Source organism: Botrimarina colliarenosi (genome assembly GCF_007859955.1).
Taxonomy (GTDB): Bacteria; Planctomycetota; Planctomycetia; order Pirellulales; family Lacipirellulaceae; genus Botrimarina; species Botrimarina colliarenosi.
Window position 1 is genome coordinate 446,405 of the sequence record NZ_SJPR01000003.1, and the last position, 25,587, is coordinate 471,991.

A 25,587-nucleotide genomic window follows, 5' to 3' on the forward strand; every position below is an offset into this window, starting at 1 on the left:
CGCGGCTCTCGAAACCTCGCCAACCAGTTTCCCTCCGCCAAAGATCGCTAGATGGACCCCGAGCGGCTGCGACTCCAAGAGGCGGCGAGCGGCAAGCGAGCCTGGAAGCGCTGGGGGCCTTACCTCAGTGAACGCCAGTGGGGGACCGTCCGCGAGGATTACAGCCCGGGCGGGGACGCCTGGGGCTGCGTGACCCACGATATGGCCCGCAGCCATGCTTACGTCTGGGGCGAAGACGGGATCGCCGGCTTTAGCGATCAGCGCGCGCGTGTCTGTCTGGGGCTCGCTCTCTGGAACGAGCACGATCCGATCCTCAAGGAACGCCTGTTCGGCCTCACCAACGACGAGGGAAACCACGGCGAAGACGTCAAGGAACTTTACTACTACCTCGACGCGACGCCGACGCACTCGTACTTGAAGATGCTCTACAAGTACCCGCAACGGGAGTTCCCCTACTCGGAGCTGGTGAGCGAGAGCCGGCGGCGGAGCCGCGACGAACCCGAGTTCGAGATCCTCGACACCAAGGCGTTCCAGCACGACCGCTATTTCGATGTCGTGGTCGAATACGCGAAAGCCGACGCCAACGATGTGCTGATGCTCGTCACGGCCTACAACCGTGGTCCCGACTCGGCCCCCCTCCGCATCCTGCCGCACGTCTGGCTACGCGACACGTGGTCAGGGGGGACCTCGACGACCCGCAAGCCACAGCTCGGCATGGCCGACGAGGGGCATGTCGCGATCGACTGCCCCCGCGTTGGCAAGTTCGGCTGGCAGTTGGAGGGGACGCCCGAGTACCTCTTCTGCGAGAACGCAACGAACCCGCATGGCTTCTCCGCTCTGACGGATGACAGCGGCTATTACAAAGACGGCGTCAACAACTACGTCGTGCAGGGGGACCGCGACGCGGTTAACCCGGCGAAGAAGGGGACCAAGGCGGCCGCCCACTACCGGTTCCGCGTCCCCGCGGGGGGGTCGGTCAAGGTGCGGCTGCGGCTGAGCAATACGGTTACGAAGAACGCGTTCAAGGACTTCGACAAGATCGTTCAAAAACGGCGCCGCGAGGCGGACGAGTTCTACGCGGTCCTGCAGAGCGACATCAAGGACGCCGACGCCCGCGCGATCCAGCGCCAAGCCTTCGCCGGCTTGATCTGGAGCAAGCAGTTTTACGGCTACAAGGTCCAGCAGTGGCTCGATGGTGACCTGAAGAACCCCGACCCGCCGGAACAACGGCAATCGGGTCGCAACAGCCAGTGGAAGCACCTCAACAACGCCGACATCATCTCGATGCCGGACAAGTGGGAGTACCCGTGGTACGCGTCGTGGGACCTCGCGTTCCACTGCCTCCCCCTCGCGATGATCGACCCCGAGTTCGCCAAGCACCAACTCGACCTGATCACGCGCGAGTGGTACATGCACCCCAACGGCCAGCTGCCGGCCTACGAGTGGGACTTCGGCGACGTCAACCCGCCCGTGCACGCCTGGGCGACTTGGCGGGTGTACGAGATCGACCGCAAGCACCACGGCAAGAAAGACCGGGCTTTCCTCGAACGGGTCTTCCACAAGCTCCTCCTCAACTTCACCTGGTGGGTCAACCGCAAGGACGAGCAGGGCCGCAACGTCTTCCAGGGGGGGTTCCTCGGCCTCGACAACATCGGCGTCTTCGACCGCAGCGCCCCGGTCAACGGCGGGCACGTCGATCAGGCGGACGGCACGAGCTGGATGGCGATGTACTCGCTCAACATGCTGCGGATCGCGCTCGAGTTGGCGACCGAGAACCCGGTCTACGAAGACATCGCGACCAAGTTCTTCGAGCACTTCCTCTACATCGCCGCGGCGATGAACGACGTCGGCGGCACGGGGGTCGGGCTGTGGGACGAGGCCGACGGCTTCTACTACGACGTGCTGCACCTCAGCAGCGGCGAGATGCTGCCGATGAAGGTCCGATCGCTCGTCGGGCTGACGCCACTCTTCGCCGTCGAGACGATCGAGCCGGAGACCCTAAAGAAACTCCCCAACTTCCGGCGCCGGCTGGAGTGGTTCCTCAAGAACCGCCCCGACCTGGCGAACCTCGTCTCGCACTGGCGAGAACCGGGTCGCGGCGACCGTCGGCTGTTGTCGCTGCTCCGCGGACACCGCATGAAGTGCCTGCTCGAAAAGATGCTCGACGAGTCCGAGTTCCTCTCCGACTACGGGGTCCGTTCGCTCTCGCGCTACCACAAGGAGCACCCCTACACCGTCCTCAAAGACGGTAAATCGATCCCCGGTCTGGGGGACGACAACACCGTCGACTATGTGCCGGCCGAGTCCAACTCGCCGATGTTCGGTGGCAACTCGAACTGGCGCGGCCCGGTCTGGTTCCCGATGAACTTCCTGTTGATCGAGTCGCTGCAGAAATTCCACCACTACTACGGTGACGACTTTCAGGTGGAGTGCCCGACGGGCTCAGGCGTCTTCGTCACGATCCAAGAGGCCGCCGACGAGATTTCGCGACGCTTGTCGAAGCTGTTCTTGAAAGACGCCGCGGGGCGGCGGCCCGTCTTCGGCGATTGCGGCCGCGCGCAGAACGACCCCCACTTCCGCGACCACCTGCTGTTCTACGAGTACTTCGACGGCGATACCGGCCGCGGCGTGGGCGCCTCGCACCAGACGGGCTGGACCGCGCTCATCGCGAAGCTGCTCCAGCCCCGGGGTTAACGGCGGCCGAGCGGATCGAGGCCCGGAGTGCGGCCGTGTGGACGCACGACGGGTGACTTCTTGCGCGGGGGGATTGCTATCGTTCCTCCGCTCCCCCCCCCCCGGCAGGCAACTCTCTTGGGGGGCGTGACGAAAAGTCCCGTCGATTGCGCTTGAACTGCACCGGATCGCGGCGCTATCGTGAAGTAGTGAACGGAGTCCTCGTCGGCGCCTCTTCGCCACCTCGCTTCGCCGCCTTGTTACGCCGATGGCCCGCCGTTTGCAGTGAGTTCTGGGACTCATCCTTTGCGAGAAGTCCCAGAACTTATCTCGCCCACGCTGTTGACGGCGCGGGCGCCTCATCGGCTAAGCGCTGAACGGATTCCCGGCCGGCGCTGCTTCAGGCGGAGACTTGCTATGAGCACGACAGAGCAATTGCGTGGTTCAGCGACGCTCACCCCGGCTTGCCAGTGCACCGTTATTAATCGCGGGCCCAACTGGCTGTTCATCCGCGTCGAACTGACGGGTGAGCCGTGCGGCGTTGGCGAACGGTTGTGGCGGATCGCTGAGAGCCAGTTCATCTACCGGCTCGTCATCGAGTTCGACGCCAAGGCGGAAGCCGACGCGGCGTTCGGCGTCAAACTGGGGCAAGAGCTTGGCACGCTCTGTAATCGCCTCACCCAACACGGCGGCGCGCTGAGGCTCTGCGGGCTGACGCCTCACGCGGCCCACGCCATCGTTGGCGAGTCGGGCTGCCCGCGGCTGCACAACCACGCGACGACGCACGACGCGGTCTGGTGCGGGCCGAGCTGCGATGGCGACCAGCCGGAGGAGACGGTCGTGGCGGCTTTCGAAAAAACGACACGGCGCTCGCCGCCCCGTTCCGCCAAGTAGCCCGCAGCAGCCGACGGCTCAGGGCGTCCTACGAGAGCAACCGCTTTCGCAGGTCGCTCATAACGTCGACAATCGGCTTCTGGGCCTTGTTGCGGTCGTAGAGGCCCGCGTTGGGGAAGGCGTGCGGTCCGCTGTCCGAGAGCTGTGACCACACCACAACCTGCACCGCATTCTTTGCGATCAGCATCGGCAGGCGCCGGCGCGCCCACTCGGCTTGGAACGTCGGTGATAAGAGTTTGTCTTCGTAGCGCGCCGCGATCACCTCCATACGGGGGTCGGCCGACGGGTCGTCGATCGCCGAACTGGGGAACGCGAGCGTCAGCATCAAGGGCGACTCGAGACGCAAGTTCCAGAGATCGACAAGCCGGCTCATCGCCAACGGATTGCGCAGCTCCGAGCCGAACGGCCGATAGCCGATGTTCATTTCCAACTCGAAACCAGCGATCCCCAGGTCGGCACGCTCGAGCGCGTCGGCGAAATCGATCGGCGCGAGCTCGGTCTGACGCTTTGCGCGGTACTCGCCCCACGGCTGTTCGACACCGACGACGACCGGCGTTGACGGGTCGAGTTGCCGGACGAGCCGAACGGCGCTAGCGACAATCTGCAGACGCTGCTCGTCGGTGAGGGAGAGGATGCGGTCGCGGTTGATCTTCGACGCGACATTCCACAACTGCACCTTGCCGCGGTAACGCTGCACCACGGTGCGGATGTGGCCGAGCATCAGCGAGGTGAGCGTTTCGACGTCCCCCTCCCAGAGGTACGCCCAATCGGGGAGGCGCTTCTCGTCGAACTCAAGCAGCGGGCCCAGGCAGGTCCGCATACCCGTCGACCGGGCCCAGTCGATCAGTTTGTCGGTGGCGGTCCAGTCGCGGCGACCTTCGCTCGGCTCGACGACGCCCCACCCGCACGAGATGGCGGCGAGGTTGAACGTCTCAGAAATCGTCTTCGCCTTGGCTCCACGCGGCGCCTTGTCGTTCAGGCGCACGCCAAGCAGCGTGGTCAGCCGCTGTCCTTCAGGCATGCGGATCGACAGGGCCTGCTCCGAGTAGAGATCGGCCAGCAGACACGCGGTGTCGGCGGCGATCTTCAGAGCGGTCCGCGCCCGAACCGCCGCCGACGCCGGGTCGACGGTTTGCGAGACCGCCGCGCGGCTGAACGATCGGGTGGCGTCGCGGACGCCCTGCAGCAGTTTTTCGGTTGTCCGCAGGCCGAGCGTCTCCCAGGCGGCGAGCTGGTCGCGGAGCCGGAACACCAAGCCCCGCGCCAGCTCGACTTCGAGGTGGTACGGCCGTTCACGTTCCATCAGTGACGTCGTCGCCAGCAGCCAATCGCCGTGATCGGGGATCGGCCAGGGAATCGAGAAACTGCCCGAAGCGTCCTCCGACCGCTCAACGACGATCTGGTCGCCGCTCATCAGGGTGCGGCCGAAGGTCGGCGCCTCGTCGGGCCCGGCGACGTAGGCCCGCGCGAGCCGCTCTTCGGAAATCAGGCTCTGGTCGTCGGCAACAAACCGCATCAGGCCCATCGGGCGACTCTTCAAGCAGGTAGGAAGCCGGCGGCGGTAGCGGACGGGCGGAACGGGAGGGGGAGACAAGTCAACGGCGGCTGATTGACGGCCGGGCCGAGCCGAGCCGGCCCGCGCAAGTGCTGACTAGGAAATACGTTAGTAGGCGGGTACCACTGTAACAACCGGGCGACCGCGGCCCGCCTCCGTTCCTCACCGCTTTCTCACGTGACAGCCACCGACCTGCCCGGCTACGAACCGCGTCGCGGAAAGGTTCGCGACATCTACGACCTCGGTGACCATGTCCTGCTGGTCGCGAGCGATCGCCTCAGTGCGTTCGACTGGGTGCTGCCGACCGCCATCCCCGACAAAGGCCGCGTTCTCACGCAGCTCAGCCGGTTCTGGTTCGATCGGCTCGACGCCGCGGCGCCGGTGGCGCACCACCTTGTGACCTGCGACGTGGCGGAAATGTTGCTGCCGCCCGGGGCCGACCTCGAGCGGCTAGCCGGCCGGTCGATGCTCTGCCGCAAGACGCGGGTCGTCCCCTTCGAGTGCGTCGCCCGGGGATACCTCTCCGGCTCGGGCTGGAAGGAGTACCAGACGAATGGGGCCGTCTGTGGCGTCGAATTGCCGCCCGGCTTGGTCGAGAGCGACCGCCTCCCCGAGCCGATCTTCACCCCCGCGACCAAGGCCGAGGTTGGCGCGCACGACGAGAACGTCGCCTTCGATCGGATGCAGAGCGACCTCGGCGCCGAGCTCGCGAGCCAGCTCCGCGAAGCCACGCTCGCGATCTACGCCGCCGGCGCCGAGCACGCCGCGACGTGTGGCCTGCTGATCGCCGACACGAAATTTGAGTTTGGCCAAACCCCCGACGGCGAGCTGCTGTTGATCGACGAGTTGCTGACGCCCGATAGCAGCCGTTTCTGGCCGGCCGATGTCTACCAGCCCGGCGGCCCGCAGCCGTCGTTCGATAAGCAGTTTGTGCGGGATTGGCTGTTGGCTTCGGACTGGGACCGCGAGAGCCCCCCGCCGGCCCTGCCCGGCGACATCGTCGAGAAGACCCGCGCCAAGTACGTCGAGGCGTACGAGCGGCTCACGGGAGACGCTTTCGCCTGGCGCTAAGGTAGCCGAGGGTCGACAACTTCGGGGGCCCGGCAGGAAGCGGTTTGGTCGGCCCCTTCTCCGCGTCGAGTCACAGCATGATTCCTCCCGCCATCGAAGAGCTGTACCGGTCGGACTCGCGCCGCGTGTTCGCCACGTTGGCGCGGCTGCTTGGCGACTTCGACTTGGCGGAAGAGGCGACGCAAGAGGCGTTCTCGTCGGCGGTCGAGCGCTGGCCCCAAGAGGGCGTCCCGGCGAACCCGGTCGCTTGGTTGGTGTCGGCCGGACGTTTCAAGGCGATCGACGCCGTCCGACGCACGGGACGCTTCCGCGACCGGCGGGCCGACCTCCTCGCCCGGCTGGAGGGGGTCGAGCAGACCAACGCCGCGCGCGCCAGCCACGAGATCGAAGACGACCGTCTGCGGCTCATCTTCACCTGCTGCCATCCCGCGATCGATCCTCCGGCGCAGGCGCCGCTGACGCTACGCGAGGTGTGCGGCCTCTCGACCGACGAGATCGCCCACGCCTTCTTGATCCCTCCCGCGACCATGGCGCAGCGGCTGGTACGCGCCAAGGCGAAGGTCCGCGACGCCGGTGTCCCGTTCAAGGTTCCCAGCGCGGCAGACTTGCCGGAGCGTCTTGAGGTGGTGCTCAAGGTAATTTACCTCATCTTTAACGAGGGGTACTCGGCCTCGAGGGGCGAGAGCGTCACGCGCGCCGATCTGTCCGCCGAAGCGATCCGGCTCGCCAGGCTACTGCGAGAGCTGCTCCCCGACCCCGAAACGATCGGCCTGCTCGCGCTCATGCTGCTGCATGAGTCACGCCGCGAGGCCCGCACGGACTCCGCCGGCGACATCGTGCTCCTTGAGAAGCAAGACCGCCGCCTCTGGGACCGGCGGCTAATCGACGAGGGCTGCGAGCTCGTGGAGCAGGCTCTGGCTTCACAGCGATTCGGCGCCTACGGCGTCCAGGCGGCCATCGCCGCGGTGCATGCGTCGGCGCCCACGCCCGCAGCGACCGACTGGCCCCAGATCGTCGCGCTCTACGACGTCCTCCTGCGGCTCGACGAGTCGCCGGTGATCGAGCTCAATCGCGCGGTCGCGATCGCCAAGCGGGACGGCCCCTCGGCGGGTCTGGCCGCAATCGACGCGGTCCTCGCCCGGGGTGAGCTGACCAGCTACCACCTGGCGCATGCCGCGCGGGGCGAACTGCTGCGGCAGACGGGGGATCGCGCGCAGGCGAAGGCCGCCCTGCAGCGGGCGCTTGAGCTCGCTCAGCAGGGGCCCGAACGGCGGTTGCTGGCCCGGCGGATCGATGAGCTCGCTCGCGACGGGTCGACGGAAGCCCCCTAAGCAATGTCAGCCCGACCTATCGACCTTTGCGGCGGCCAAAGGTTTTCTGAAAAAAGTTCTCGCCCGCTGTCGATTCGCCCGATCGCCGAACGACTACTGCACGAAAAGGCCCGGGGGACGCCCGCGTGCCCCCGCTCGAATCAGAGGAGAATGCAATGAAAGTCATGGTGATGGTCAAGGCGACGCCCAGCTCCGAAGCGGGTGAGATGCCCAGCCAAGAGCTGATGCAGGCGATGGGCAAGTTCAACGAGGAACTCGTCGCCGCCGGCATTATGAAGGCGGGCGAAGGGCTCAAGCCGAGCTCCGAGGCGGTCCGGGTCCACTTCCGCGGCGCGGAGCGGACGGTCACCGACGGCCCCTTCGCCGAAACCAAGGAGCTGATCGCCGGCTACTGGATCTGGGAGGTCGAATCACTCGCCGAGGCGGTCGAATGGGTCCGCCGCTGCCCCAACCCGATGACCGAGGAATCCGACATCGATATCCGGCCGATCTTCGGCATCGAGGACTTCGCCGCGTGCGATCCCAGCGGCGAGATTCGCGACGCCGAGCACCGCCTTACCGAGCGCCTTGCGATGCAGCAGGCGTCGGTCACGCCGTACTTGTTCTTCGGAGGGCGGTGCGGCGAAGCGCTCGAGTTTTATCAGGAAGCGCTCGGCGCCGAGGTCGGCATGGCGATGCGCTTCAACGAGAGCCCCGAGCCGTGCCCCGAGTCAGAACTCCCCCCGGGTTACGCCGACAAGGTGATGCACGCCGAGCTGAAGGTGGGCGGGACGACGCTGTTCGCCTCCGACGGTTGTGGCGAGAGCCCCTCGCCGGAGCACTTCCGGCTGGCCCTCACCGTGCCGACGGAGGAGGACGCCCGCCGCGTTTTCGACCGACTCGCCGCCGAGGGGAAGGTCGACATGCCGCTGGCGAAGACGTTCTGGTCGCCGTGCTACGGCATGGTCACCGACCGGTTCAACGTGGGCTGGATGGTGATGGTCCCGGGGCCGCAACCGGCGTGAATCTTGGATTCGATCGAGACCCATTCCTCCAACCCCATCGAGAGCCATGTCCCCTTCAACTTCTGACCCCCAGGCCGACGAGGCGGAGATCCGCCGCTTGATCGCCGCTTGGTCCCGGGCGCTTGAGTCCAAGGACGTCGATGGTCTGGTGGCGGACTACGCCCCCGAGGCCGTGCTGTTCGACGCGATTCCTCCCTATCGGACCGACGGCCCCGAGGCCATCCGTCGGTTGTGGGAGAACTGTCTTCCCTACTTCCCTGCGGAGTACCGCTCGGAGCACCGGGACCTAGTGGTGCATGTCGACGGAGACATTGCCGTGGCGTTCGGCTTGCACCACTTTGCCCCGACGCCCGCCGATCATCCCAGCGGCCAGACCTGGATGCGCGTTACGATTGGCTACCGACGGATCGAGGGTAGGTGGCGGGTCGTCCACGAGCACGTTTCGATCCCCTTCAACCCGATGACGAACGAGGCGTGGTACGTCCGCGACCCTGATAAACGCGACGTGCCGGATTACGGCTGCGTCCCCTCAACGGACTCCGGAGCCCCCTCATGAAGTACATGCTGCTTATCTACGGCGAGGAGAATGCGTGGACCGACCAAGAACGCCAAGAATGTATGCTCGAATCGATGGAGATAAGCGACGAGCTGGCGGCAGAAGGGAAGTGGATCGCGTCTTCGCCATTGCACCCGGTGGCGACGGCGACATGCGTCCGCGTCCGTGACCAGCGGCGTGAGATTACAGACGGCCCCTTCGCGGAGACCACCGAGCAGCTCGGGGGCTACTACCTTATCGATGTCGCGGACCTCGACGAGGCGATCGCCATCGCCCAGCGGCTTCCGCCCGCGAAGAAGGGGACGGTCGAAATCCGCCCGCTGTTCCCGCTGCCGGACCGTGACTTCGAGCCTGCCACAGCAACCGGGTCCAGCGAAGACGAAGCGAGCCCGGAAACTTAAGCGGAGACGTTCGGTGGAACCGCTGAGAGCGGCACGTTGGGTGTCCGCGATGGCCAATAGCGTCGGACTGGGACCGAGAGAGCCCGCCACCGCCGCTGCCGGACGACATCGTCGAGCGGACCCGGGCCAAGTACGTTGGGGTGTACGAGCGGCTCACGGGCGAGACGTTCACCTGGGGGGAGAGCACGCGCAAGTGGGTTGGTGACGCGACTCCCGGCGCTGGCGCTGAGGGCTCCCGCCCCGCGTTTGGCGAACCAACTCATGGGCGGGAGCCCTCAGCGCCAGCGCCGGGAGTCAAACCACGTGGCGCCCAAAAAATCGTGAGGGATCAGCCGCCGGCGTCCGCGGGCGTGTCGGCCGCTTTGGCGTCGGGCGTCGCCTTCGTGGTCTTCGGCTTCGGGGTCTTGGACCGGACCTTCGAAGGCTTCTTCTCGGGGGGCTTCTCTTTCTCGCCTTCGTGTTCGGCCTCGAACTCACGCCAGGTCATGGCGCGTTCGAGCGGCTCGATACGCAGGACGACTTCGCCCCCTTGGAAGACACGGACCGTGCCGCCCGAGCTGCTCACCGCCACGGCGATGGCGTCCGTGGCGTGGGTGATCTGGGCGGCCGCCCAGTGGCGGGCGCCGAGGCCCTTCGACAGGGTGATCTCCTTAGAAGGAGGCCCCGACAGATGCTGCGCAGAGGCGATAACCGTCCCGGTGTTCGAGATGATAAACGCCCCGTCCATCTGGGCGATCTCCTTAACGCCATCACGGACCTTGCTGTCGGCGAGGCTCCGCTCCGCCGCCGGGTAGCCTTTGACGGGGTCGAAGCCCATCGGCTTGCTCATCTCGAGCGTCCGGCGGTGGTCGCCGACGACCATCAGGGTGCCGATCGGCTTCCCCTCGCGGCCCTCGCGGCCGATCTCGACGGCGAGGTCGATCACCGACTTGAGCGTCTCGGTCGGGATCTTCGTCTCGATTCGGCGGAGGTCGCGGACCGTGAGCCGACCGAGGTGCTCGTCGAGGCGGATCAGGCTCACCGAGTCGATCACGCCGGGGTCGTAGCTGCTGTAGAGCGTGACGACGGTTGATCCGGTCTCGATGAACTCGTCGGCGACCGCTTCGAGCAGCGCCTGCGTGAGCCGCTCGTAGACGGGGGCGTCGTTCATCGCCAGGAGGATCGTCTCAAGACCGGGGCCGTTCTCCTCGTCGTGGGCGCCGGCGAGCTGGTCCTCCGAGTCGGCCGCGACCAGCAGCGAGCGGGTCCCGAACGCCTCTTGGAGCTTCCGCCAGTCGATGGGCCGCTCGGCGAGGAACAGCACCGCATCGGCGTTGTGCTGCTCGGCGATCGCCGCGGCGGCCTTGCAGAACCCCTCGAGTTGGGGCGTGAAACGGCGGGGCTGGGAGGCGCGCGGAGATGCCATACGAGGTGTGCTTTGCCGACTCACGTCCGTCGGGCCGTCAGAGCGAGCGGCCCGTACAGAAGGCCGGTAAACCTTGTGAGGGAATGCCGCGCCGTTCCGCCGTTGAACGATACTCGATCCGAGCCGGCGGGATCAATCCGGACCGGAGGCGCCTCCCTAGCGGTGGCGGCTCGCGGCGCTGGTTGACCGCGTCCCGCCGAAGATCCCGAACAAGCCGGTCGACTCCGGCGGGCTGTTCCGCATCACGCCCCGATAAATCGGGTAGGTGCGGTAGAGGCTCCCCGTGGGATCGACCGCGGCGACCAGCGGATCGGCCGCGTCGGCGTCGTGCGGCCGGAAGACCCTTTTGTCGTAGACCACCAGGGCGTGGATGGCGTGGCCGATCGAGCCGAGGTGCCACTCGTGGTCGGCGTTGCTCGCCAACAGCTCGGTCAGGTAGTTGACGGCGCGGACGGTCCGGTAGGACTGCAGCTGATCCTCGGGCAGCGAGTAGACGAGCCACTCCACCAGGTGCCCCGTCGTGCGGAGCCGCCGGTCGATGTCGTCTTCTTCGCCGCGTCCCCGGAACCACTCGGTGCTGAGACTGCCGTCCTCGTTCTGCAGCTGGAAGGCGTACCCCTGGTACTGACTGACGAACTTGGCGGCTTCGGCGTACTCGCCGTCGAGCGGCTCGCCGCGGGCCTCGCGACGGCGAAAGGCGAGGCTCAGCCCCGCCAGGCGGTGCGTTCCGCCGCACGCGGCGCCGCGGATCGGCTGCTCGCGCTCTTCCTTGATGAGCCGCGGGATGTCCCAAGTCTCGCCCTGGTCGTTGACCCAGCGGGCGTCCGAGGCCAAGTAGTGCCCCAAGCCGATCAGTTTAAAGGTGAGCTCGGTCTTGGCGTAGCAGGTCCGCTGCTCGGCCTCGATGAGGTCGTGGATCGTGAATTCACGGTCGGCGACCCGGATCGGATAGTCGGGGCTCACGTTGCACTGCGCGAGCATCGCCAGGAGCTGTCCCTTGTGCCCCTGCAGGCCGACCCCCACTTCGACATCGAGTTTGCCCTCGCGGTTGATGACCATCATCTGCTGCCGCTTCGAGGGGCGGTTGAAGCAGAGGTGGCCGACCGCGGTCATGTAGGGTCCCTTCGGACCACCGTCATGGACGCGGCTGTGCAACTCGTAGGCGAGCATGGCGTGCATTAGCTCCCACGGGTCGTTCTCCACCGTGTTGAGCGGCTGGCGGTAGTAGAACGAAAGCACGGTCCGCATCCGCGATCGCAGGTTACGCATGCTGCGGCTGAGCGGCGGAAGCGGCTCGCTGGGGCGGACCGGGGAGATCGCCGGCGCTGCGGCGCGGGAGCCGGTCCCTCGGGCGGTCGTTTCCTCGGGGGAGTCGGCCGTATCGGGCGTTGCTTCGCTCGCCGCGGGAGCGTCATCGCTCTCTGGCGCCCGCAGTTCAATCGGCGCTGACTCGATGGGGGCGGGCTCAACACGGGCGGGCTCAGGTGAGCGCGACTCGTTTCGTGGCGCGCGGATCGGCAACAGCGGAGCGTCGGCCGCCTTCAGCGGCGACGCCTCGGGGGCCGCGTCGCTGATTTCAACCGGGTCGGCCTCGACCGGCGGCTGCTGCGCGGCGTTGGGCGCGACCAGCTGCGGCGGTTCGGTGACGGGTTTCAGCCCCGCCTCGGGCGCCGGCGCCGCGGAGGGGGTCGCCGGCGACGTCGCAGCCGGGGCCTGTGCCTCGGGGCTTTTCGCAGCCGGCGTCTCGGCAGCCGGGGCGGCGATCGTCGGCGCTGCGATGGCCGGGGCATTGGCCGCCGCTTCGCCGTTGGAGAGCGATTTCGAGGTCTCGACCAATCCAGGCCGCCAGTCGAGCGTTGGCCGACTCGCGAGGCGGGCGACCGGCGTCTCGGGCAGTTCGAGGGCGTCGAGCACCCGCAGCGGCACGACTTCCGCGAGGTCCTGGTGCGGGGTTGCGAGGAAGGGGCCGTCAGCCTGCGTCGCCGGCGCCAGCAACAGCGGCGCGAGCGCCGCCACGAGCACCTTTCGCAAGGCAGCGGCTAGTTGAGGCCGAGTCGCGCAAACATAGCGATTGCAAAATAGCATCAACCCCCGCTCCCCCATGATGCAACGCACGACCGTTGACCCCTTCTTCCTGCTAGCAGCCGCCAGCAGCGGTAGCCGCTCGGCGCAAAAACTCAGCGCCTAGAGGAGGGGTATCGGGCGCAAGCGACCCCGGAGGACAGTCAATCGCGGGTTCGCTTCGAGACGCTTTTCCTCAAGCCCTGCTTGCACGTGCGAGACACATGGCGTCGGAAATCACGATGACGCGGAGGGGCGAAGCAGGGGCAACTGTCGAGGAGATGAGGAACGACTAGAAGAAAGGGACCCAGTCGGGCAGGCTGGCGACCGCTGTCTTTTCGCGCTGCGGGGGCTCCTCGCCGCGGGCCAGGGCGACATAAGCCGCCACATCGCCGCCAAAATCCTTACCGGTCGAGTTCCGCATCGCTTCGACCCCCACCAGCTGCATCGCCGGATTGGGGTCTTGCAGAAGCGCTAGCAGTTGTTCGGACGTGGCGCCGTTCGGCTCGAGCGCCCGCGCCGCGGCGACGCGGACATCGAACGAGTCGTCGGTCTTCGCTCGGACGGCAAGCGCTTCGGTCGCGCCGGCGGTGGGCCGCTGGGAAAGCAGTCGGCAAGACGCCTCACGGACGTAGGGGTTCGGGTCGGAGAGTCCTGCTAGCAGCGCCTTGCCCGTGAGGGTCGTGTTGAAGGCGGCGACCGTCTCGAGCGTCGCCTGACGCACCAGCGGGTCGGTCTCGCCTTCGAGCGGTTTGATCAGTTCCTGGACGAGGGCCTGCTGCTCGGGGGTGTCTTGGCCGTTCGCCTTTTCGGCGGTTTGACGGATGGCGTCGATCCGCTTGGAGGGGACGACGAACGTGGTCCTCTCGGCGCGATAGAACGGATTGAGGCCGCCCATCCGTGGACCGGACTGGCAGCCCGCCAAGGCGAAAGCGGCGGCTAGAATGACGGAAGTCGAACGACGCATCACGCAGGGGCCCTTCCTGAGTCGCAGAAATCGGCGCGGTCTACGCGAGCACAGGCTCGGCGCATGCCGCCAGGCGCGAGGACCGTAGCAGAGGGGCCACGTCGCCGCTACAGCATTCGTCGCGGGCGGCGGTCTCGGGAGACCCGGCGTCTAGCGGGCCGGCATGTAGTTGCCACACCCGGGGCACTTGGCGAACCACATCGGCACCGACTGCCCACACTTGCACTTCGTGTTGTGTCGGATGACCGAAGACCCGAGCAAGCTGCCGCTGCTGCTAGCGTCGTCGTGCAACACGTCGTCCAGCACCGACGAAGCAGAGTCCGAGGGCGAGGCGTGCGAGGCGCGGAACTCGTCGGCGACGGCGCGGCGGTAGTTCGCCTGCGTCTCTTCGGAGGTCAGCAGGTCGGGCACCTGGACGACGACCTGCCCCGGGCAGCGGGGGCAGAGGCCCTTCCTGCCGGCGTACTTATCCTTGACCTTAAAGACGTGCCCATGGGGGCACTCCACTTTAATACCCATGTCTCTAGCGACCCTCCTGCTGCGTCACGCTGGCTCACCCGAAAAAGGGTGACTTTCCCTGCGCTGACGTAGGCGTAAACGGGTTGGGGACGCCTCTTCCCCGTAGCCGTCGCACACGTGCTGAAGGAATCTGATGCCGCCACCTGCTCCGACACCCCAGCAGCCGGTTACCCTGCCACTAGTGACGTTCCACTTCTAGCCACTTCCAGCCACTTCCATCGAACGAAGCCGCGATCCCTTCGCGCTGGCCGTGTTTCGTTCGCGGTAGAAAGCCTGCTCGCTGCTGAGCATCTCGGCTGCAGCATCACGTTGAAACGCATGAGATGAGTCCGCCAGAACTCGCCCACAGCAAGAACCGGCTATCTGCAACCTAGCGATCCCCGCGCGTCGATGCAAGAAAACTCCCACCACGATTCGAGACAGCCCGGCCGCGCGGCCCTGGGCGGCGTTTTGATCGGGGGGGCCCTGACGGCTTTCGTGGTGCTCGCCGCGGCGGCCCCCCGTGTGGCGGGGCTGCTCGTCAGTTCGGCGGCGGTGGCGGTCCCCGCGACGCTCTTGGCGATGGCGTTCGGCACGCCGATCGCGTTGCTCATTGCGAAAACCGACGTGCCGGGCCGCCGCACGGCGCTCGTTCTCGTCGGCACGCTGCTGCTGCTTCCGCTCTATGTCATCGCTAGCGCCTGGATGGCCGCCCTGGGTGACCAAGGGGGAGCCCCGGCGCTGCTGACCGGCGACGGCCCGGCGGGGGGGTGGCTCGTCGGGTATAGCGGGGCGATCTTCCTGCACGCTGTCGTCGCGACGCCGTGGGCGACGCTGTTGGCGGTCGCCGCCCTCCGGTCGGTTGACCCCCGACTTGAGGAGGCGGCTCTGCTCGACGCCTCGGCGCGGCGCGTGCTTGGGACGGTGACGCTCCGCGGCGCCGCGCCCGCCCTGGCGGCGGCTGGCGTGTTGTTGGCGGTTCTCGCCGCGGCCGAGATGACCATGACCGACCTGCTGCAGGTCCGGACCTTCGCCGAGGAGGTTTACACCCAAGCCGCGGCGGGCGAGCTGCTCGACCCCACCGCGAGCGGCACGTGGCGGTTGGCGGTCGGCGTGCTGACGCTCGGCCTCGTCGCGGCGGCGGCGACGCTCACGCTTGTGCGGCGGCTCAGACCGAGCGGAATGGCGCCATCCCGCCACCCGTGGCGGCTGGCCCTCGCAAGGCCACGCGTGGCCGCCGCGTGCTTGGCGATCATGGTCGGCCTCCTGACGCTGCTTCCGGTGGTGGCGCTCGCCTATCGGGCGGGTGGAATTGTCGTGCCCCAGGAAACGGGGCCGACGCGGAGTTGGTCCCTCACGAAGCTCGTCACCAGTGTCGGCTCGGCGCCGTGGCAACACCGCCGTGAGCTGATCGCCTCGACAGGGCTCGCGCTCACCGTTGCGACCACCGCCACGTTCGCCGCCGCCGCAATCGCCTGGTCGCTACGCGGCAGGCGATTGGCGGGCGACTTGGGAGGCGTCGGCCTAGCGATGCTGCTGGCTGTTCCGGGGCCGGTGATCGGGCTGGTCGTCATCCGGTTGCTGAACCAGCCGCTCGACTCGCCAATGGCGCTGCTGGGCGACCTCTACGGGACTTGGTTCGCCCCGTGGTTCGCCCAGATGGTTCGCATCACGCCAGCGATTGCGCTGTTGCTCTGGCCGGCGGCGCTCGCCGTGCCCGCTGAGTGGATCGACGCGGCGCGGATCGACGGGGCGGGTTCGTTTGCGCGATGGCGGTGGGTCGCGGCGCCGTCGATGGCGCCGGCGCTCGGGGCGGCTTGGCTGGCGGCCTTCGCGTTGTCACTCGGCGAGCTCTCGGCGACGGTGCTCGTTGTCCCGCCGGGGACGCCGCCCCTTTCGGTGCGGATGCTCTCGCTTTTGCACTATGGCGTCGAGGACCGGGTCGCGGCGCTCGGTCTGGTGCTGGTGCTGGGCTATCTTGTGATCGCGGCAGCGGTCGGTCGGTTGCTGCCCCTCGGCCGTCGGGCGGGGTAACATGCAGGGACGTTCGCCGATCACTCCTTCCCCGTCCCTCGCCGCGACGCCTATGGCCCGCTACGCCGATCGACCCGCTTGGTGGCGCCGCATCGGTGGCATGGGAATCGTCTTGCTGGCCGCCTTCGTCGTGGTGCAGGCGCCGGGCTGCAGTTGCCGCACCGAGACCCCCGCCGAACGCACGGCTCGACTTGCCAAGGAAGAGGCGGAGCGGATCGCCAAGGAGGAGCAGCGTCTGGAGGAACAGCGTCGCCGCCAACCCGTGGTGCTCGAGCCGGCCCGGACGCTCCCGGCGAGCGACGGCGTGGCGTCGCTGTTCGCCAAGCCGGGTCACTGGAACGCCGTGCTGCAACCCGCCAAGGCGAACGCCAACGACTTCGACGGCGTCATCACCTACGAGGTGGTCGGCAAGGGCAACGCCTCGTTCGCGCCGCCCGGGACGCCGCTGCGACTGGTGAGCCGCCGGCCGTTGGTCGTGGCGCGCGAGTCGCAAAAGACCGTCGACGCGCTCTTCTACTGCCCGCCTACCGATAACCGCACGCCGTACCTCCGCTCGATCGTCCGCGAACGCCGCAGCGGCGACGAGCAGCAGGACCTGACGCCGCCGCTGCGGCCGTTGGCGGACCATCAGTACCACTTTGTGGTCTTCGCCAAGGAGCCGGGACGCTACGCGTTCCTCGACTCGCTGGCGGCGGTCACCGCGAAGCTGCCGAACCGGATCAACACCTCGGCGATCGATGGCCCGACGGGCCGCGTCGACGCGGCGAAGAACTACCGGGTCGTCGCCGTGCCGGCCGACGTGTCGCCGGGCGAGGCGGCGCTGCCCGACAACCCACTCGCCTGGACGTCGATCGCCTACGTCGTCTGGGACGAAGTCGACCCCGAGACGCTACGGCCCGCGCAGCGCGACGCGCTGGTCGATTGGCTCAACTGGGGCGGCCAGCTCATCGTTAACGGACCCGACTCGCTCGACCTGTTGCGAGGAAGCTTCCTCGAGCCGCTGCTGCCGGCGACCTCCGATGGCGCCCGTGAGATTGAGCCCGACGAGCTCGAGAGAATGGAGAGCCGCTGGAGCGTCGGCACTCGGGGCCGGCCGCTGCTGAAGACCGGCGTTTGGACCGGCGTGCAACTCAACCCGGCCGACGGCTCGCGGTCGCTGCCGGGGCTCACCGACCTAGTGATCGAGCGCCGCATCGGCCGTGGTCGGGTGCTCGTCACCGCGATGCAGCTCGCCGATCGCCGGCTTATCAACTGGTCGGCCGGGGTCGACAACCTCTTCAACGCCGCGATCCTCCGCCGCCCGCCACGACGGTTCGTCCCCCGCGAGACCTTCACCGACAGCAACCGTCAGGAGGCCGCCGCCCTCTGGGCGGATGGCGATCCGCTCCGCGTCGACCCGCTGTTCAACACGGCATGGCGGGGGTTCGTCCGCGACACCCACCGCGATCCCGACAATCTCGCCCTCCGTTTCCAAGACGAGGACGCCAACAACGGGCTGCCGCCGATGGCCACGGGGTTCCCGGGACAGCCCAACTTCCCTTCGCTGCCGTCGGCGTCCGCAGGAACGGGCGAGTTCCTTTCGCTCCAACCCGCACCGGTGTCGGGCGGTGCGGGGGCGATCAACGACTTCGGCGCCGTCGCCAGCGCCGTCCGCAAGACGCTCCGCGAGTCGGCCGGCGTCTCGGTCCCCGATTCCCGTTTCGTGATCGGCTGCCTCGCCGCCTATCTCTTCGTGTTGGTGCCCGCCAACTGGGGATTCTTCGTCGCCATCCGCCGGGTAGAACTCGCCTGGGCCGCGGCGCCGTTGATCGCGCTCGGCGCCGCCTGGGTCGTCGTGCAGCAGGCGCAGCTCGATATCGGCTTCGTCCGTTCACGGACCGAGATCGCGGTGCTCGAGCTGCAGCCCGACACGCCGCGTGGCCTGCTGACGCGGTTCACGGCGCTCTACACGTCGCTCTCGACAACCTACGAGATGGAGTTCGACAACCCGGCCGTCGCTACGCCGTTCCCTCGCAGCGCGCCCAACGAACAGACGACGCTGGGAGCCCCCGCGACGGTCGCCTACGAGCGGCAAGAAAAGACGCGGCTCCGTGACTTGGCCGTATCGTCGGCGACGACCGAGTTCGTCCGCAGCGAGGAGATGATCGACATCGGCGCCGCCAGCGTCGCGGGATCGAGCGTCCCCGGCGCGATCCGCTTGGCGAAGGGACCGAACGGCGGCCCGCGGCTCGAGAACCGCACCGCCTGGCGGCTCGAGGACGTGATGGTTGTCGGCCGGCCCGACGGGCTGCGCGGCGAGGCGCGGCTCGAGGGGTGCTGGCTCGGTGACTTAGAGCCTGGCGCCGTGGCGAACGTCGCCTTCCTGCCGGTCGATCGCGAAACGCCCGACTCTCTGCCATTCCCCCGCGAGCGCGCCGACGCCGCCAAGGTGCGTGGCGGCGACGAGGCGACGCGGCTCGACCTCGATACGGTGATGAGCCTCGCGCTCGACGCCGTCCGCTACGAGCCGGGCGAACGCCGCGTGATCGCCCGGGTGTCGCAGGTGCTGCCGGGCCTGGCGATCGAGCCCTCGTCGTCGCAACAGAAGGGGGCGACCCTCGTCGTCGGCGCCCTCGGCTACGGCCCGCTGCCGATTCCCCTGGCCGACGCGAACGGCCCGCAAGACATCAACTGAAATCGGTTCACCACGGAGAGGACAGAGAGCACCGAGAAGAAATCGAGCTAGCCCCAGAGGGGCGGCAGCAGGGATGCTCCGCCCCTCCGGGGCTGCTATGAAAAGACGAACTGCTTCCAGGGGCTTGCGCCCCTGGCTACGCGTTTTCGCCCCTCCGGGGCTTTCCTCGGTGTCCTCCGTGCTCTTCGTGGTTAGAAAAAATCGCCCGCATGATTGAGATCCGTAATTTCGGCAAGCACTACGGCGACTTCGTCGCGGTCGAGAACCTCAACCTCAAGATTGGGGCGGGGGAGGTCTTTGGCTTTATCGGCCCCAACGGCGCCGGCAAGAGCACGACGATCCGCTTCCTCGCCACGCTGCTGCGGCCCACGCACGGCGAAGCGACCATCGCGGGCCACAATGTCACGGACGACCCGATCGCCGTGCGGCGCAGCATCGGTTACATGCCCGACATGTTCGGCGTGTACGACGGCATGAAGGTGTGGGAGTTCCTCGACTTCTTCGCCGTCGCCTACGAGGTGCCCCGCAACCAACGCAAGGCGATCATCGGCGACGTGCTCGAGCTGCTCGACTTAACCCACAAGCGAGACGATTACGTCAACGGCCTGTCACGCGGCATGAAGCAGCGGCTTTGTCTGGCGAAGACCTTGGTGCACGACCCGCCGGTGCTGATCCTCGACGAGCCCGCCAGCGGACTCGACCCCCGCGCTCGGCTTGAGGTGAAGGCGCTGCTCAAGGAGCTGCGGAAGATGGGCAAGACGATCCTCATTTCTAGCCACATCCTCACCGAGCTGGCCGACATCTGCACGAGCATCGGCATCATCGAGCGCGGCAAGCTGCTGCTGCACGGGCCGATCGAGAGCGTCTATCGCAAGATCCAGCAGCACCGGCGGCTCGAGCTGCGCTTCGCGGGCGATCCAGCCCCGGGCGTCAGCCTGGTCCGCAGCGACCCGCACGTCCAGTCGATGCAGGAAGGGCCGCGGGGCGTCACGATCGAGTACTCGGGCGGCGAGAACGAAGTCGCCCGGCTGCTGCACCAGCTCGTCGCGGGCAAGGTCGGCCTGCTGTCGTTCGCCGACAAGGAACCGACGCTTGAGGACGTGTTTATGATGGTCACGAAGGGGTTGGTGACTTGATTGGCGGCGCTGAACTCGTGCAGTGGGGATGGTGAACGGGGTGTGGCGCGACTCCCGGCGCTGGCGCTTAGGGCTCCCGCCCATGAGTTGGTTCGCCAAACGCGGGGCGGGAGCCCTCAGCGCCAGCGCCGGGAGTGAACCCTCTTCCCGCTCGAGAGATTCCCCCCCTCGCAATCTCCTGGGGGACGGCGGCACGGTTTACTGTCCGCGGTCACTTAGACTCTTGAATCCAAACGAGGACGCCGTCGGTTGGCTCGGGGTTCGTTTGGGTCTCGCCGGGTTTTGGCGAAAGGGCGTCACGATACGAGAGCAGGATGTAGGGGGCCTTAGCCGGCCTAGCTAGTGTGCTCGACGACCCAGCAACCTTCTTCGAAACGCCGCCGCGTTTGTCCAGCCATGCGGTGTTCTTGCCGGATGCCTCGGCAACGAAATCGAAGTTTTGGCGCCCCTCGGTTTCAGAATACAGGCCGACTCCCCACTCGCCATTCTCTTTGACTAGCGAAACGCTGAGGAGGGACTCGCCGGGTGGCAAGTCGCAGAACATCTTGTCGGGCACATTCTCCGGCAGGCCGTTCATAGGGATATCGTCGAAAGCCAGACGAAGCCGGAACTGGCGATCCTTTGGCAGATGGATCCGCCAGCGCCAGCTTTTCCTCCCGAATCCAGGGATCGAGATCGCATTGATCTTGTTTGCATCTGAAATGCTCAGGTAGCGCATTTCGTTGCGATACGACTCGAGCTGACTTGACTTATCGGCAAGCTCTCTTTGCGTGACGGCTAGGGTAACTACCAAGGCGACGATCGTGGTGAGCACCAGCAGAGTTTTGAGCGAAAACTTTGGCACGCCATGCCCTTGGATGCACGAATTCGATCAGGTCAGGCTACGCTCAACGCTTCTGCTTAGGACTTAGCTTCGCTAAGAAACTCCGCAAGGCCATTCCATTCCTGATCCTCATATTCTTGAATCTCGATTGGATAAGGATCATGGCCAGTCAAATCGTCGTTCAGCGACTGTAGAAACTGACTGATGTCAGAGGTGTAGTATCGCCATTCCTTCTCGCCACCTCCGGTAATCGAGACCGCTTGGTAGGCGACTCCGCGGTGTTCAGTGCCTGACTCAAGAGCGTCTTCCAGTATGTTCATCTGAGAATGAACGTCACTTTCGGGCATTCCAGATGGTGTCGGTGAGTACTTCCAGGAGACAATAATCAACCGCGAAAAGAGTTCACGATCAGCTTGCGATGGCATTGAACTACGCATGCGGACAACGACAGGATTGCCATCTATTTCGCCTTCGGCAACCGTCCAGTCATCGTTTGGGAAGATGGGACTCATGCGATACGCTCCGCTGCTACACTCCACCCTGGATAGGTGACCTCTCGGTGAAGACCCGCTAAACGCCCGCCGTGATCTTCTCGCCGAGCGTAAACCCGTCCGCCGTGCGGTCGACCTTCCGATAGAGCGTGTCGCGCTCGATCGGGTCGCGGCCCGCTTCGCGGATTACGGCTTCGATGTCGGCGACGCTCATCACCTCGGGCGTCGTGGCGCCGGCGTCGTGGTAGATCAGCTCGTGGCGGACGGTGCCGTCGATGTCGTCGGCGCCGTAGGCGAGGGCGAGCTGCGCCGTGCCGATGCCGAGCATGATCCAGTACGCCTTGATGTGGTCGACGTTGTCGAGCATCAGCCGCGCGACCGCCATCTGTCGCAGATCCATCAGGGCCGTTGGCTTCTTGATGTGGTTGTCGATGCCGAGCTTGTTGTTCTCGGGGTGGAACGCCAGGGGGATGTAGGTCTGGAGGCCGCCGGTCTCGTCTTGCAGTTCGCGAAGACGGATGAGGTGGTCGATGCGGTGCCGCGCCTCCTCGATGTGGCCGTAGAGCATCGTGCAGTTCGATCGCAGGCCAAGCTCGTGGGCGGTGCGGTGGGTCTCGAACCAGCGGCGCGTGTCGGCCTTGTGCTCGCAGATCTGCCGGCGGATCTCCGGATGAAAAATCTCGGCGCCGCCGCCGGGGAGCGACCCGAGGCCCGCTTCGATCTGGTCCTCGAGGACCCAGCGGATCGGCTTCTTGGTGAGCCGCGAGAACCAGTCGATTTCGACGGGGGTCCACGCCTTGAGATGGAGCGTCGGGTAGTTGTCGTGCAGCAGGCTGATCACCTTGCGGTACCAGTCGTACTTCGCTTGGTGGTGGAGGCCGCCGACGATGTGCATCTCGGTGCAGCCGTTGGCGACCGCCTCGGCGCCGCGCTCGAGGATCGCGTCGTCCTGCATCCAGTAGCCCTTCGCCTCGCGGAGGTCGCTGCGGAACGCACAGAACGAGCACCGGTAAACGCAGATGTTGGTCGCGTTGAGGTGCGTGTTGATGTTGTAGTAGCCGGCGTTGCCGTTCTTGCGCTCGCGGACGAGGTTCGCCAGCTCGCCCACCTCGGGCAGCGGCGCCTCGGGCGACTCGAGCACGAGGCCGTCGTCGAAGGAGAGCCGTTCGCCGGCTTCGACCTTCTCGCGGATGGGGGCCAGGATCTCGGAAGATGTTCGCAGCATTTATTCTTGTTCGTTTGAAGTCTCGCGCAGAGACGCGGAGACGCAGAGGTTTGAGCAATCTTTCTCTGTGTCTCCGCGTCTCTGCGCGATTCCTAATCTCTCACAGCAGCAGATCGAAAACACCAACCGCGAGCAGCCCAATGCTGATCACGGCGTTGACGTGGAAGAACGCCAGGTTGACGCGTTCCAGGTTTTCGGGCCGGACGAGGGCGTGCTCATAAATGAGCAGCCCCGCGACGGCCACAACGCCCCCCCAGTAGACCACGCCGAAGGGCGGGTAGACCAGCGGCAGCAGGGCCAGCAGCACGACCGCCACGGCGTGGCTGGCGGCCGCCAGCCGCAGGGCGCCGCGAATCCCCAGCCGGGAGGGGATACTCCGCAGGCCGACCGATTTGTCGTACTCGTAGTCCTGGCAGGCGTAGAGGATGTCGAACCCGCCGACCCACGCCGCGACAGCCCCCCCCAGCACCAACGCCGGGAGCAGGTCCATGGGGTTGGCAATTACTTCCTGACCCCGGATGGCGATCCAGGCCGCCACTGGCGAGAGCCCCAACGCCGCGCCGAGCCAGTAGTGGGCCAGCGAGGTGAACCGCTTCGCGTAGCTGTAGCCGCAGAGCCAGAGGAGCACCGGCAAGCTCAGCGCGAGCGGCAGCCAGTTCGGCAGGAACAGCAGCGTGCTGGCGACGAAGCCGAGCGAACTGAGCACGGTGAATGTCACGACGGTCCCGACACTCAGCGTCCCGGCCGGTAAGTGGCGACCCGCAGTGCGGGGGTTCTTGGCGTCGATTTTTCGATCGACGAGCCGGTTGAAGGCCATCGCGGCCGAGCGGGCGAAGACCATGCAAATCAGGATGCCAAGGAGTTGCCCGCCGAAAGAAGGGGAGAACTCGATCTGGGCGTCATAAGCGGCGTAACGCTGCGGCATACCCGATGGAGAGCCGAAGAGCAGGTCGCCAAGCCAATTGGGCAGTTGAATTGTCCCCGTCGAGTTGGGCGCTCCCCCAGGAGAAATCCAGTAGTAGTGGTGCTCATACAGGACGGGATCGCCACCAACCGGTGACCTCGTCGAGACGGTCGGCCCGAAAGATTGCGCCTCGATCGTCCAAGCCATCAACGCCGCGAGCAGTGCGAACGGCAACGCGAACAGCGTGTGGCTGAACCGGATGAGCGACAGCAGGTGGCGGATCGTCTGGAGCATCACAGTGCCTCACGCAAAGGCGCGAAGGCGCAAAGAAGGCATGAATCGAAGTCCTTTGCGCCTTCGCGCCTTTGCGTGAGTCATTCCGCCCCCCAGCGTTTCACGAGCGCATTCCGTACGCCGAGCTGATCGCAGATCCGCGCCACCACGAAATCAACGAGATCGGCCAGCGACTCAACTCCGTGGTACCAGCCGGGCGACGCCGGCAGCACGACCGCGCCCGCCTCGGTCGCCTTCCGCATGTTGTCGATGTGCGTCAGCGAGACCGGCGTCTCCCGCGGCACCAGCACCAGCGGACGGCGCTCCTTAAGCTGCACCTCGGCGGCGCGTTGGATCAGGTTGCTTGCCGAGCCGACGGCGATCGCGCTGAGCGTCGTGCCGCTGCACGGGACCAAGGCCATGCCGCCTGACAGGAACGAGCCGCTCGCCATCGGGGCCATGAAGTCGTGGTGATGGAAGTAGCGGAGCGCGCCACGGGAGGGGGCTGGTTGGCGGGGCTCTCCGAGGGCTTGCGCCCCCGGCTCAGGACGTGCGAGAAACGCGACTTTTTCGGGGTTCAACGAGTCGGGGTCGAAGTGGTTGAGATCGACCTTTATGCCGAGCTCCTGCTCAATCACCGCGGCGCCGCTGGGACTGATTGACAGATGCACGTCGCGCCCCGAACGCAACAACACCTCAAGCAGGCGGACGGCGTAAGCCGCGCCGCTCGCTCCGGTGACGCCGACGATGAGAGGAAGATCATTCATTTATCATTGAACCACAAAGACACGAAGGGCACGAAGAAAGCTCGAACCCAAGCCGCTCTCAACCTCGAACACCTTTGTGTGCTTCGTGTTCTTTGTGGTTCAAACCTTTTCCCCGACGTACAAAGTCGCAATGCCGAGCGTCAGCGGGTGGAACCGCACGTTCGACAACCCGGCGGCCGTCATCCGTTCGGTGAGTTGCTCGTACTCGTAAAAACCCTTGACGCTTTCGGGCAGGTACTCGTACGCGGCTGAGTTGTTCCGCATCACGGCCTGGCCAATGCGCGGCAGCACGTTGCGGAAGTACCAGCCGTAGAACGCCTTGAAGGGCTGCCAGCGCGGCGTGGTGAACTCGAGGACGGCGACCTTGCCGCCCGGCTTACAGACGCGCGTCATCTCTCGGAGGCCGGCGTCGGTGTCGCTGACGTTCCGCAGCCCGAACGCCGCGGTGACGAGCTGGTAGGTGTTGTCGTCGAACTGCAATTGGTTGGCGTCGGCTTCGACCCACTGGATGCGGCCGTTGACGCCGCGATTGGCGCCCTTCTTCTCGCCCAGCGCGAGCATCTCCGGGCAGAAGTCGGCCGCCGTGACTCGCAGCCGGCCCTTGGCGGCCCGGTCGTAGGCCAGGGCCAGGTCACCCGTCCCGGTGCAGAGGTCGAGGATTGGCGCCACGCCGAGGCGGCCCTTCAGCACCGGCGGGACGATCCGCGTCGTCCGCCACCGCCAGTAGCGATCGACGTTGCCGCTGAGTAGGTGGTTGAGCAGGTCGTATCGCGGGGCGATCTCGCCGAACATCTGCCTTACGCGATCGCCCGATTTGTCGACGGCGGTGGCGGTGTTGGGCATG

General features: G+C 66.5%; 21 protein-coding genes. 10 read left to right on the forward strand and 11 right to left on the reverse strand.

Annotated elements, in window-relative coordinates:
• Positions 1-51 precede the first annotated feature (51 nt).
• The gene (locus Pla108_RS13490; RefSeq protein WP_146445477.1) at positions 52-2,694 is read left to right on the forward strand and encodes an MGH1-like glycoside hydrolase domain-containing protein; all 2,643 of its coding nucleotides are present in this window, start codon (positions 52-54) and stop codon (positions 2,692-2,694) included.
• A gap of 396 nt (positions 2,695-3,090) precedes the next feature.
• Positions 3,091-3,567, forward strand: coding sequence for a hypothetical protein (locus Pla108_RS13495; protein ID WP_146445478.1), 477 nt, complete (start codon positions 3,091-3,093; stop codon positions 3,565-3,567).
• 28 nt (positions 3,568-3,595) lie between these two features.
• On the opposite strand, the gene Pla108_RS13500 is transcribed toward Pla108_RS13495, so the two are convergent.
• Positions 3,596-5,083: an endo-1,4-beta-xylanase gene (locus tag Pla108_RS13500; RefSeq protein ID WP_197526538.1), complete on the reverse strand. Its 1,488-nt coding sequence runs from the start codon at positions 5,081-5,083 to the stop codon at positions 3,596-3,598.
• Between the two features lie 216 nt (positions 5,084-5,299).
• Between Pla108_RS13500 and Pla108_RS13505 the strand changes: the two genes are divergently transcribed.
• The 5 genes from Pla108_RS13505 (at position 5,300) to Pla108_RS13525 (ending at position 9,485) form a co-directional block, all read left to right on the forward strand.
• Positions 5,300-6,193 carry a phosphoribosylaminoimidazolesuccinocarboxamide synthase gene (locus Pla108_RS13505; RefSeq protein WP_146445480.1) on the forward strand — a complete coding sequence of 298 codons (894 nt, stop codon included), beginning with the start codon at positions 5,300-5,302 and terminating at the stop codon, positions 6,191-6,193.
• A 77-nt stretch (positions 6,194-6,270) separates the two neighbouring features.
• Complete coding sequence (locus Pla108_RS13510; RefSeq protein WP_146445481.1) at positions 6,271-7,524, forward strand: RNA polymerase sigma factor; 1,254 nt, start codon at positions 6,271-6,273, stop codon at positions 7,522-7,524.
• A 155-nt stretch (positions 7,525-7,679) separates the two neighbouring features.
• A complete protein-coding gene (locus Pla108_RS13515) occupies positions 7,680-8,528 on the forward strand; it encodes a YciI family protein (RefSeq protein ID WP_146445482.1) in 849 nt (282 codons plus the stop codon).
• Positions 8,529-8,574: 46 nt separating this feature from the next.
• Complete coding sequence (locus Pla108_RS13520; protein WP_146445483.1) at positions 8,575-9,084, forward strand: YybH family protein; 510 nt, start codon at positions 8,575-8,577, stop codon at positions 9,082-9,084.
• Positions 9,081-9,485 carry a YciI family protein gene (locus tag Pla108_RS13525; protein WP_146445484.1) on the forward strand — a complete coding sequence of 135 codons (405 nt, stop codon included), beginning with the start codon at positions 9,081-9,083 and terminating at the stop codon, positions 9,483-9,485. The genes Pla108_RS13520 and Pla108_RS13525 overlap by 4 nt, the downstream gene beginning before the upstream one ends.
• A gap of 328 nt (positions 9,486-9,813) precedes the next feature.
• Here the strand turns inward: Pla108_RS13525 and Pla108_RS13535 are convergent, their stop codons facing one another.
• The 4 genes from Pla108_RS13535 to Pla108_RS13550 all read right to left on the reverse strand — a co-directional run bounded on the left by Pla108_RS13535 (position 9,814) and on the right by Pla108_RS13550 (position 14,437).
• Positions 9,814-10,890: a DNA integrity scanning protein DisA nucleotide-binding domain protein gene (locus tag Pla108_RS13535; RefSeq protein ID WP_146445485.1), complete on the reverse strand. Its 1,077-nt coding sequence runs from the start codon at positions 10,888-10,890 to the stop codon at positions 9,814-9,816.
• Between the two features lie 156 nt (positions 10,891-11,046).
• Positions 11,047-12,921: a hypothetical protein gene (locus tag Pla108_RS13540; protein ID WP_146445486.1), complete on the reverse strand. Its 1,875-nt coding sequence runs from the start codon at positions 12,919-12,921 to the stop codon at positions 11,047-11,049.
• 322 nt (positions 12,922-13,243) lie between these two features.
• Positions 13,244-13,918, reverse strand: a complete 675-nt coding sequence (locus tag Pla108_RS13545) for a HEAT repeat domain-containing protein (RefSeq protein ID WP_146445487.1) — start codon at positions 13,916-13,918, stop codon at positions 13,244-13,246.
• 150 nt (positions 13,919-14,068) lie between these two features.
• Positions 14,069-14,437, reverse strand: a complete 369-nt coding sequence (locus Pla108_RS13550) for a hypothetical protein (protein ID WP_146445488.1) — start codon at positions 14,435-14,437, stop codon at positions 14,069-14,071.
• Between the two features lie 390 nt (positions 14,438-14,827).
• Between Pla108_RS13550 and Pla108_RS13555 the strand changes: the two genes are divergently transcribed.
• The 3 genes from Pla108_RS13555 to Pla108_RS13565 all read left to right on the forward strand — a co-directional run bounded on the left by Pla108_RS13555 (position 14,828) and on the right by Pla108_RS13565 (position 20,260).
• Positions 14,828-16,450 (forward strand): ABC transporter permease, encoded by a 1,623-nt coding sequence (locus tag Pla108_RS13555; RefSeq protein WP_146445489.1) that lies wholly within the window; start codon positions 14,828-14,830, stop codon positions 16,448-16,450.
• Positions 16,451-16,502: 52 nt separating this feature from the next.
• Entirely contained in the window at positions 16,503-19,124 is a 2,622-nt protein-coding gene (locus tag Pla108_RS13560; protein WP_146445490.1) for a hypothetical protein, read from the forward strand.
• Between the two features lie 209 nt (positions 19,125-19,333).
• Positions 19,334-20,260 carry an ABC transporter ATP-binding protein gene (locus Pla108_RS13565; protein WP_146445491.1) on the forward strand — a complete coding sequence of 309 codons (927 nt, stop codon included), beginning with the start codon at positions 19,334-19,336 and terminating at the stop codon, positions 20,258-20,260.
• Between the two features lie 211 nt (positions 20,261-20,471).
• Here the strand turns inward: Pla108_RS13565 and Pla108_RS13570 are convergent, their stop codons facing one another.
• From Pla108_RS13570 to ubiE, 6 genes are all read right to left on the reverse strand, one after another.
• Positions 20,472-21,104, reverse strand: coding sequence for a hypothetical protein (locus Pla108_RS13570; RefSeq protein WP_146445492.1), 633 nt, complete (start codon positions 21,102-21,104; stop codon positions 20,472-20,474).
• Between the two features lie 56 nt (positions 21,105-21,160).
• On the reverse strand, positions 21,161-21,595 hold the full coding sequence (locus tag Pla108_RS13575; RefSeq protein ID WP_146445493.1) for a DUF695 domain-containing protein: 435 nt from the start codon (positions 21,593-21,595) through the stop codon (positions 21,161-21,163).
• 58 nt (positions 21,596-21,653) lie between these two features.
• Positions 21,654-22,799 carry an aminofutalosine synthase MqnE gene (mqnE, locus tag Pla108_RS13580; protein ID WP_146445494.1) on the reverse strand — a complete coding sequence of 382 codons (1,146 nt, stop codon included), beginning with the start codon at positions 22,797-22,799 and terminating at the stop codon, positions 21,654-21,656.
• A 100-nt stretch (positions 22,800-22,899) separates the two neighbouring features.
• Positions 22,900-23,997 carry a 4-hydroxybenzoate octaprenyltransferase gene (locus Pla108_RS13585; RefSeq protein WP_231934493.1) on the reverse strand — a complete coding sequence of 366 codons (1,098 nt, stop codon included), beginning with the start codon at positions 23,995-23,997 and terminating at the stop codon, positions 22,900-22,902.
• An 80-nt stretch (positions 23,998-24,077) separates the two neighbouring features.
• Entirely contained in the window at positions 24,078-24,743 is a 666-nt protein-coding gene (locus Pla108_RS13595) for a UbiX family flavin prenyltransferase (RefSeq protein ID WP_146445495.1), read from the reverse strand.
• 99 nt (positions 24,744-24,842) lie between these two features.
• Positions 24,843-25,586 carry a bifunctional demethylmenaquinone methyltransferase/2-methoxy-6-polyprenyl-1,4-benzoquinol methylase UbiE gene (gene ubiE, locus Pla108_RS13600; RefSeq protein WP_146445496.1) on the reverse strand — a complete coding sequence of 248 codons (744 nt, stop codon included), beginning with the start codon at positions 25,584-25,586 and terminating at the stop codon, positions 24,843-24,845.
• Between the last annotated feature and the right edge of the window lies 1 nt (position 25,587).

Coding starts and splice junctions, on each gene's coding strand:
- Pla108_RS13535 (WP_146445485.1), bottom strand. CDS start 10,890: ATGGCATCTCCGCGCGCCTCCCAGCCCCGCCGTTTCACGCCCCAACTC.
- Pla108_RS13515 (WP_146445482.1), top strand. CDS start 7,680: ATGAAAGTCATGGTGATGGTCAAGGCGACGCCCAGCTCCGAAGCGGGT.
- Pla108_RS13575 (WP_146445493.1), bottom strand. CDS start 21,595: ATGAGTCCCATCTTCCCAAACGATGACTGGACGGTTGCCGAAGGCGAA.
- Pla108_RS13555 (WP_146445489.1), top strand. CDS start 14,828: ATGCAAGAAAACTCCCACCACGATTCGAGACAGCCCGGCCGCGCGGCC.
- Pla108_RS13525 (WP_146445484.1), top strand. CDS start 9,081: ATGAAGTACATGCTGCTTATCTACGGCGAGGAGAATGCGTGGACCGAC.
- Pla108_RS13500 (WP_197526538.1), bottom strand. CDS start 5,083: ATGCGGTTTGTTGCCGACGACCAGAGCCTGATTTCCGAAGAGCGGCTC.
- Pla108_RS13595 (WP_146445495.1), bottom strand. CDS start 24,743: ATGAATGATCTTCCTCTCATCGTCGGCGTCACCGGAGCGAGCGGCGCG.
- ubiE (WP_146445496.1), bottom strand. CDS start 25,586: ATGCCCAACACCGCCACCGCCGTCGACAAATCGGGCGATCGCGTAAGG.
- Pla108_RS13545 (WP_146445487.1), bottom strand. CDS start 13,918: ATGCGTCGTTCGACTTCCGTCATTCTAGCCGCCGCTTTCGCCTTGGCG.
- Pla108_RS13495 (WP_146445478.1), top strand. CDS start 3,091: ATGAGCACGACAGAGCAATTGCGTGGTTCAGCGACGCTCACCCCGGCT.
- Pla108_RS13565 (WP_146445491.1), top strand. CDS start 19,334: ATGATTGAGATCCGTAATTTCGGCAAGCACTACGGCGACTTCGTCGCG.
- Pla108_RS13520 (WP_146445483.1), top strand. CDS start 8,575: ATGTCCCCTTCAACTTCTGACCCCCAGGCCGACGAGGCGGAGATCCGC.
- Pla108_RS13585 (WP_231934493.1), bottom strand. CDS start 23,997: ATGCTCCAGACGATCCGCCACCTGCTGTCGCTCATCCGGTTCAGCCAC.
- Pla108_RS13510 (WP_146445481.1), top strand. CDS start 6,271: ATGATTCCTCCCGCCATCGAAGAGCTGTACCGGTCGGACTCGCGCCGC.
- mqnE (WP_146445494.1), bottom strand. CDS start 22,799: ATGCTGCGAACATCTTCCGAGATCCTGGCCCCCATCCGCGAGAAGGTC.
- Pla108_RS13550 (WP_146445488.1), bottom strand. CDS start 14,437: ATGGGTATTAAAGTGGAGTGCCCCCATGGGCACGTCTTTAAGGTCAAG.
- Pla108_RS13490 (WP_146445477.1), top strand. CDS start 52: ATGGACCCCGAGCGGCTGCGACTCCAAGAGGCGGCGAGCGGCAAGCGA.
- Pla108_RS13560 (WP_146445490.1), top strand. CDS start 16,503: ATGGCCCGCTACGCCGATCGACCCGCTTGGTGGCGCCGCATCGGTGGC.